Below are 6508 nucleotides of genomic sequence, written 5' to 3' on the forward strand. Positions count from 1 at the left end.
TCTTGCCGGCGACGCGCAGCGGGAGCAGCGCGGTGCCGAGGCGGTCGTCGGGCAGCGGGCCACGGGTGACCGGGGACGTGCCGGCCGTGTGCCAGGAGGCCTGGACCACGGGGCGGCCCGGGTCGACGAGCGCCGTCTGCAGCAGGGTGAGCCCGCCGGACGTCAACCGCTCGCCCACGATGCGGAGTTCGGGCTCGGCCTGCACGGCGACATCGAGGTGTACGGGCCCTTCGGGACCGTCGGCCGTGCAGCCGATGCGGAAACCGCGCCGCCGTTGGGCGTCGGGGCGGGCCCGTTCGGGGACGCAGCCGCGCGGGTCGGGGAAGGCCTCGTCGAGGTGGGCGCCGCCGCCGAGTCTCGCCAGCGCCTCGTACGCCCGGAGCGCGGTGGTCTTGCCGCTGCCGCTGCGCCCCGCGAGGAGGGTCAGCGGCCCCAGCGGGAGGAAGGCGCCACGGTGCCCGGCGAAGGCGGAGAGCCGCAGCTCGGTGACGCTCGGCCGTTCCGGACGCGCTCCGGCGTCCGCGCCGGGCAGCTTCGGCGACAGGGATGACACGGTCATATGCGGACAGTAAGGGCCCACCTGTCAGGCAAACCGTTCCGCCCAGGCGATCTTCCTACGATCGAGGGAGCGCCCTGGACGGAGCGAGGGCGCCCCGCGCCGATCGGGAGCGCCCTGGACGGACCGGGAGCGCCAAGGGTCGATCGCGAGCGCCGAGGACCGGCCGCGAGCACCCCGGACGACGTGAAGGGCTCCGCGCGAGACCAAAGGACTCCGCAAGGGGAGCACTTGCCCGCGGGCGTCACTCTCATCGCCCCCCCGGCCCCGACGCCCCGCGTCGCATCCCGGGGACTCCGGCACCCCGCGTCACACCCCGGGCACCCCGGCGCCTTCCATCAGCCCCCGCACCTCGGTTCCGCGCGGCGTGAGAAGGAACACGTTCCGGTCGACCCGGTGCATTCCGCTGGCGAGGCCGAAAACCACCCCTGTGCTGAAATCCAGCACGCGCTTGGCGGTATCGGCCTCCGCACCCGACAGATCCAGCAGCACCGGAATGCCCGCCATCAGCGTCTCTGCCACGTCACGGGCGTCCGCGAAGACGTTGACGCGCAGCACCACGAAGCGGCGCCGGGCCTCGGTCTCGGCTTCCGGTATGGTCCGGTGGCCGACCGCCGACGGCCAGGCGTCCCGGCCCCGCAACGGCACGACCTGGGCGAGCCCCTCCCACTGTTCGTCGGTGACATCGTGGCTGTTCACCCTGTTCACCGGCCTTCCCCCTGGCTCGCACTGAATGACTGCATCAGCCAATTCTTACGCATGGTCACCCGTTCGGCCCAACAGCGACACGGACCGCGACACCTCCTTCCGGAACAACGGCCGGAACACGCCCTCACAGCCCCTTGCGCGGCCGTGTGTGGCGGGCGTAACGCCTCATGATCAGGTCATGTGACACAGGCGTAACGGGCAATTCGTACGATCGAAGCTGCCGGGCCGTGTCCCGGAAGCTGAGCGGAAGCCGAGCGGCCGCCGTACCAGGCAGCAACCGGCCGCCGCGCCGGACAGGCAACCGGCCGCCGCGCCGGACAGTGACCGGTGGACCGACCGGACGACCGACCGGGGACCCCGGACGCCGACAGAGAGGGGCCGCTCGTGGCCGCACAGGGCCCGCAGAGCACCACGACCCAGGTGCGGACCGTGTGCTCGTACTGCGGTGTCGGCTGCGGCATGCTCCTGGACGTCGGGATGGGTCCCGACGGCCGGCGAACGGTCCTGCGGGCGACGGGCGACAAGTCCCACCCGGCGAACTTCGGCCGCCTCTGCACCAAGGGCGCGACCACGGCCGACATGCTGGCCGCGCCCGGCCGCCTCACCACCGCCCTCGTACGGGACGACCGGGGCGACGAGCCGGTCCCCGCGCCGGTCTCCGACGCGATCGCCGAGACCGCCCGGCGGCTGCGCGCGATCATCGACGAGCACGGGCCCGACGCGTTCGCCTTCTACGTCTCCGGCCAGATGAGCCTCGAAGCCCAGTATCTGGCGAACAAGCTGGCCAAGGGTTTCATCCGCACCAACCAGATCGAGTCGAACTCGCGGCTGTGCATGGCGAGCGCCGGCACGGGCTACAAGCTGTCGCTGGGCGCCGACGGGCCGCCCGGCTCGTACGAGGATCTCGACAAGGCGGACGTCTTCCTCGTCATCGGCTCGAACATGGCGGACTGCCACCCGATCCTGTTCCTGCGGATGATGGACCGGGTCAAGGCGGGCGCGAAGCTGATCGTCGTCGACCCGCGTCGCACGGCGACGGCCGAGAAGGCCGATCTGTTCCTGCAGATACGTCCGGGCACGGACCTGTCCCTGCTCAACGGACTTCTCCATCTCCTGCACACGGACGGGCACACGGACCCGGTCTTCATCGCCGCCCACACCGAGGGCTGGGAGGCGATGCCCGACTTCCTCGCCGAGTACGCGCCGGACACCGTCGCCGGGATCACCGGTATCCCGGCGGACGACATCCGCGAGGCCGCACGGCTCATCGGCGAGGCCGCCGAGTGGACGAGCTGCTGGACCATGGGCCTCAACCAGTCCACGCACGGCACCTGGAACACCAACGCGCTCGTCAATCTGCATCTGGCGACCGGCGCGATCTGCCGTCCGGGCAGCGGCCCGTTCTCGCTCACCGGCCAGCCCAACGCCATGGGCGGTCGCGAGATGGGCTACATGGGGCCGGGGCTCCCCGGCCAGCGGTCCGTGCTCGTGGACGAGGAGCGGGCGTTCGTCGAGGACCTGTGGGAGCTGGCACCGGACAGCCTGCGCAAGGACGGGGTCGGCAAGGGCACGGTCGAGATGTTCCAGAAGATGGCCGACGGGGAGATCAAGGCCTGCTGGATCATCTGTACCAACCCGGTCGCCTCGGTCGCCAACCGGAAGACCGTGATCGAGGGCCTCGAGGCCGCCGAGTTCGTCGTCACGCAGGACGTCTTCGCCGACACCGAGACCAACGCGTACGCCGATGTCGTCCTGCCGGGTGCGTTGTGGACCGAGTCCGAGGGGGTCCTCATCAACAGCGAGCGGAATCTGACGCTCGCGGCCCCCGCCGCCGATCCGCCGGGCGAGGCCATGGCCGACTGGCGGATCATCGCGGCCGTCGCACGGGAGATGGGGTTCGAGAAGGGGTTCTCGTACGACGGCGCCGAGCAGGTCTTCGAGGAGATCAAGCGGGCGTGGAACCCGAAGACCGGGTGGGATCTGCGGGGCGTGAGCTACGAGCGGCTGCGGTCGGGGTCGGTCCAGTGGCCGGCGGCCGCGGAGGACGGGCCCGCGCGGAATCCGATCCGCTACGCCGATGCCGGGGCGGACGGAGGGCTCGTCTTCCCCACCGCCAGTGGGCGGGCCGTGTTCCATGCCCGGCCGCACATGCCGGCCGCCGAGATGCCGGACGACGACTATCCGTTCGTGCTCAACACCGGGCGGTTGCAGCACCAGTGGCACACCCTGACGAAGACGGGCAGGGTCGCCAAGCTCAACAAGCTGAACCCCGGGCCGTTCGTGGAGGTGCATCCGCAGGACGCGCGTGAACTGGGCGTCCAGGACGGGGACTCCGTGGAGGTCGCGTCGCGGCGGGGGCGTGCGGTGCTCCCGGCGGTGGTGTCGGACCGGGTGATGCCCGGGTGCGTGTTCGCGCCGTTCCACTGGAACGACCTGTTCGGCGAGTATCTGAGCATCAACGCGGTGACGAGCGACGCGGTGGATCCGCTGTCGTTCCAGCCGGAGTTGAAGGTGTGCGCAGTGTCGCTGGCGAAGGTGGCGGCGCCGGTACGGGTGTCGGCAGCGGTACAGGCGCCGGCGCCTGTCGCGAGCCAACCCACCGGGACGCTCGTCCCGGCGGCGGTGACCGTACCGACGGCGGTCACCCCGGGTGCCAACCCGTTCGGTCTCGAACCCTCTCCCCCGCCCGTCCTGTCCGCCCAGGAGCGCCAGTACCTCACCGGCTTCCTCGCCGGGCTCGGCTCCGGGGTGCGGGGAGTGCCCGTACTGCCGGCGGACGCTCCGTTCAGTCCTGAGCACGCGGTGTGGGTGAACGGGGTGCTCGCCGGGATGTACTCGCGCTCGGCGGCCCCGAGCCCGGCACCCGCCGCCGGACCCGCCGGGCGTGAGGTCGTGGTGCTGTGGGCCTCGCAGACCGGGACGGCCGAGGAGTTCGCGGTGGCGGCCGCCGAGCATCTCGGGGCCGCCGGACACCGGGCGACACTCGTCGGGATGGACGAGGCCGAACCGGAGCAACTGCCGCTCGGGGCAGACCTGTTGCTGATCACCAGCACCTTCGGGGACGGCGACGCGCCCGACAACGGCTCCGGGTTCTGGGACGCGCTGTCCCACCAGGAGGCCCCCCGCCTGGACGGTGTGCGCTACGCCGTGCTGGCCTTCGGCGACTCCTCCTACGACGACTTCTGCGGACACGGCCGCCGACTGGACGCCCGGCTCGACGAGTTGGGCGCGGTGCGCCTGGCCCCGCGTACGGACTGCGAGCCGGACTACGAGCCGTCGGCGGACGCCTGGCTGGGACAGGTCATCACGGCGCTCGGCACGGAGACGGAGGGGAACGCGGGCGGCGGTGAGCCCATGGCTCCGGGAACGAAGCCGCAGGCCTTCACCGGCGCCACCGTCCCTCAGATCATCGCGCCCGCGTCCGTACCCGCTTCCGCACCCACGCCCACCCGTTCCGCCAAGCCCGCGCCAGCCGCCGCCCGACTGGTCGGCAACCGGCTGCTCAGCCTGCCCGGGGCGGGCAAGGAGGTGCGCCGGTTCACCTTCGACACCAGCGGGACGGGTCTGTCGTACGAGGCGGGCGACGCGCTCGGCGTGCGGCCGGTCAACTCCAGTGGTCTGGTGACGGAGTGGCTGGCGGTGACCGGCCTGGACGGCTCGACTCCCGTGGAGGTCAACGGAGTCGGCACAGTGCCCTTCACCGAGGCCCTGCACCGGCATCTCGACATCACCCGGATCACCTCGGACCTGCTCCGCTTCGTCTCGGAACGGACGCGGGACAACCGCGAGTTGAAGAAACTGATGCGCCCGGACAACAAGGACGGGCTGGCCCAGTGGTCTTGGGGACGGCAGGCCGTCGACGTGGTGACCCAGTTCGCCGTACGGGCCTCCGCGCAGGAATGGACCGGCGTCTTCAAACGGCTCCAGCCCCGGCTGTACTCCATCTCGTCGAGCCCGCTCGTCGACCCTCACCACGTCTCGCTGACGGTGTCGGTCGTGCGGTACGAGAACCTGCACGGACGCCCGCGCGGCGGGGTCTGCTCGCCCTTCCTCGCGGACGGCGAGGCGGACCTGGAGGTGCCGGTCTTCGTGCAGCGCTCGCCGCACTTCCGGCCACCGGCCGACCCGGTGACCCCCATGATCATGGTCGGCCCCGGCACCGGCGTCGCCCCCTTCGTCGGGTTCCTCCAGGAACGGCGGGCCCTCGGCCACCGGGCGCCCAACTGGCTGTTCTTCGGGGAACAGCACCGGGCGACGGACTTCTACTACCAGGAGGAGCTGACGGCCCTGCAGGAGTCGGGCGTGCTCAGCCGGCTGGACACCGCCTTCTCCCGTGACCAGCGCGCCAAGGTCTACGTCCAGGACCGTATGCGTGAGCACGGCCCCGAGCTGTGGCACTGGCTCCAGGACGGCGCCCGCTTCTACGTCTGCGGCGACGCCTCCCGCATGGCGAAGGACGTCGACCGGGCCCTGCGGGACATCGCGGTCACACACGGCGGGATGACCGAGGGCGAGGCCGCCGCGTACATGAAGCAACTGTCGACGGAGAAGCGGTACGTGCGGGACGTGTACTGAGCGGGTCCCCGAGCCAGTGCCTGAGCCAGTCCCTGAGCAGTCTTCACCGGCCTCGATTCGGATCCCGCCCCGACACCGCGCGTACCGGGCGGAGCAAGGCAGGGCGGGGCGGGCAGGGCGGGTCAGGGCGAACCCTCCACCCCGAAAGCCCCTCCGGCAGTCCCCCGGAAGTTCCTCCGAAAACACCTGCACAACGACTTTGCCATCTCTTTACAACGCGTCTCGCCGCTGTCTCGTCTCTCCGCTCGATACGTGATGCCGCCGCGTGCCGGGCAACCGGCCGGGCGGCCCACGAAGTCGTCGGCCCCGTCGAACCGGAAGGGGCGGACGGCCCGTTGAACCCGACGAGAGAGAGCGACTCATGCGCCGAACCGTCCTCAGTGCCGCGGCACTCGCCTTCACCGCCGTGCTGGCGACCGCGCTGCCCGCGTTCGCCGACGACACGAGCCCGACCGTCGCGCCGCAGGAGGCCTCGGCGGCGCCGAGCACGGTCCCGTCCCCGGCCACCGAGCCCCCGTCCTCGGCCGAACCCACCAGGGCCCCGAACGACGGCGACGCCGGCCCGGTGCCGAGCCAGGTCTCCGTCGTCCCCAGCGGCGCGCCCGACACCGGTGCGACGCCCGAGTCGGAGGGGTCCGGCAGCGCGGTGCTGGCCGGCACGGGCGCCAC

Annotated in this window: 3 protein-coding genes and 1 pseudogene; 2 read left to right on the forward strand and 2 right to left on the reverse strand. The window is 71.8% G+C overall.

What is annotated here, in order from left to right; genetic code table 11:
- Window positions 1-559 (reverse strand): annotated as a pseudogene (locus tag AWZ10_RS04735) (ATP-binding protein); the annotation flags it as partial.
- Between the two features lie 306 nt (window positions 560-865).
- Window positions 866-1255 (reverse strand): cell division protein SepF, encoded by a 390-nt coding sequence (locus AWZ10_RS04740; protein WP_013000139.1) that lies wholly within the window; start codon window positions 1253-1255, stop codon window positions 866-868.
- Between the two features lie 393 nt (window positions 1256-1648).
- Between AWZ10_RS04740 and AWZ10_RS04745 the strand changes: the two genes are divergently transcribed.
- Both AWZ10_RS04745 and AWZ10_RS04750 read left to right on the forward strand, forming a co-directional pair.
- The gene (locus tag AWZ10_RS04745) at window positions 1649-5839 is read left to right on the forward strand and encodes a bifunctional nitrate reductase/sulfite reductase flavoprotein subunit alpha (protein WP_060890514.1); all 4191 of its coding nucleotides are present in this window, start codon (window positions 1649-1651) and stop codon (window positions 5837-5839) included.
- A 361-nt stretch (window positions 5840-6200) separates the two neighbouring features.
- Window positions 6201-6508: hypothetical protein (locus tag AWZ10_RS04750; protein WP_060890513.1), on the forward strand; the 308-nt coding region annotated here is incomplete at its 3' end.

Origin of the sequence: Streptomyces europaeiscabiei, from assembly GCF_001550375.1 — a bacterium.
Classification (GTDB): Bacteria; Actinomycetota; Actinomycetes; order Streptomycetales; family Streptomycetaceae; genus Streptomyces; species Streptomyces europaeiscabiei.